Source organism: Bacillus sp. AP50 (assembly GCF_040492675.1).
Taxonomy (GTDB): Bacteria; Bacillota; Bacilli; order Bacillales; family Bacillaceae_G; genus Bacillus_A; species Bacillus_A cereus.
In genome coordinates this window covers 1-1,398 of record NZ_JBEUTW010000335.1, presented here as the reverse complement: position 1 = coordinate 1,398, position 1,398 = coordinate 1, and the positions used below count along the sequence as shown (strand labels likewise).

Here is a 1,398-nt window from a genome sequence, read left to right as displayed (position 1 = left end):
AAATACTCCTATCAAAACATGAACTAGGATTCCTTGATTATAAACGTACTCTAGCAATGATACAAGTGTTGGAATACATTTCAATAATACGCTTTCAATTCCCATAAAAAATTAATAAAATAATACATTACTCTATCTCATTCTACTACCTTCTAGCATAAGATATTGTAAAATCATATCATTTAAAACAGCGAACGTTCTTTTCTAGGTTCGCTAATAAACTTAGTAGAAAATGAATATAAAAAATGACCTCTTGCTTTTATGCAAAGGTCATTTTTTATATTCATCATTAAACTTCTAAATAGCCATTTTTATTATTTGATTGCCATTTCCAAGAGTCAGCACACATTTCTTCTAATCCGCGTGTTGCCTCCCAGCCTAATTCACGCTTTGCTTTCGATGCATCAGCAAAACATACTGCCACATCACCTGGGCGACGCTCTGTAATTTTATAAGGAACTTTCTTGCCCGAAACTTTTTCAAACGCTTCAACCATCTCTAGTACACTATAGCCCATGCCTGTGCCCAGGTTATAAGCATCTACTCCTGTTGTACTCAGTACTTTCTCAAGCGCCTTTACGTGACCATTTGCTAAGTCCACAACATGGATGTAATCACGGACTCCTGTTCCATCTTTCGTTGGATAGTCATTTCCGAATACGCTTAATTCTTTTAACTTACCTACCGCTACTTGCGTTACATATGGCATTAAGTTATTTGGGATTCCATTTGGATCTTCTCCGATACGCCCACTTTCGTGTGCACCAAATGGATTGAAATAGCGAAGTAATGCGATACTCCATTCTGCATCTGCAAATGCTACATCACGCATAATTTGCTCAATCATTAATTTCGTTTGACCATATGGATTTGTTGCACTTAATGGAAACTCCTCCGTAATCGGTGACGTTTCCGGGATACCATATACAGTTGCAGATGAACTAAAGATTATCTTCTTTACATTATGTTTCTGCATTACTTCACATAGCACTAACGTGCTTGTAATGTTGTTATGATAATATGTTAATGGAATCGCTACTGACTCCCCTACAGCTTTAAATCCTGCAAAGTGAATAACTGCTTCAATTGAATTTTCTTCAAAAATTGCGTCAAGCGCTTCGCGATTTAAAACATCTTCTTTATAAAACTTAAATTGTTTTCCTGTTATTTCTTTTACTCGATTTATAGATTCTACCGAGCTATTCGAAAGATTATCCACTACTATAACTTCGTAACCGCTATTTAGTAATTCTACACATGTATGACTACCAATATATCCTGCTCCACCTGTTACAAGTATTGCCATAATTATAGTCCTCCATATTTCATTCATTATAAACTTCTCAAAGTATATCACATATTTCTTATCCTATGTTTAACATGCGAACACAGAAACTT

1 protein-coding gene is annotated in these 1,398 nt (G+C 35.3%); it reads right to left on the bottom strand.

Going from position 1 to position 1,398, the window contains the following annotated elements; translation table 11 throughout:
• Positions 1 to 289: 289 nt before the first annotated feature.
• On the bottom strand, positions 290 to 1,306 hold the full coding sequence (gene galE / locus ABWK52_RS21635) for a UDP-glucose 4-epimerase GalE (protein WP_000996548.1): 1,017 nt from the start codon (positions 1,304 to 1,306) through the stop codon (positions 290 to 292).
• Between the last annotated feature and the right edge of the window lie 92 nt (positions 1,307 to 1,398).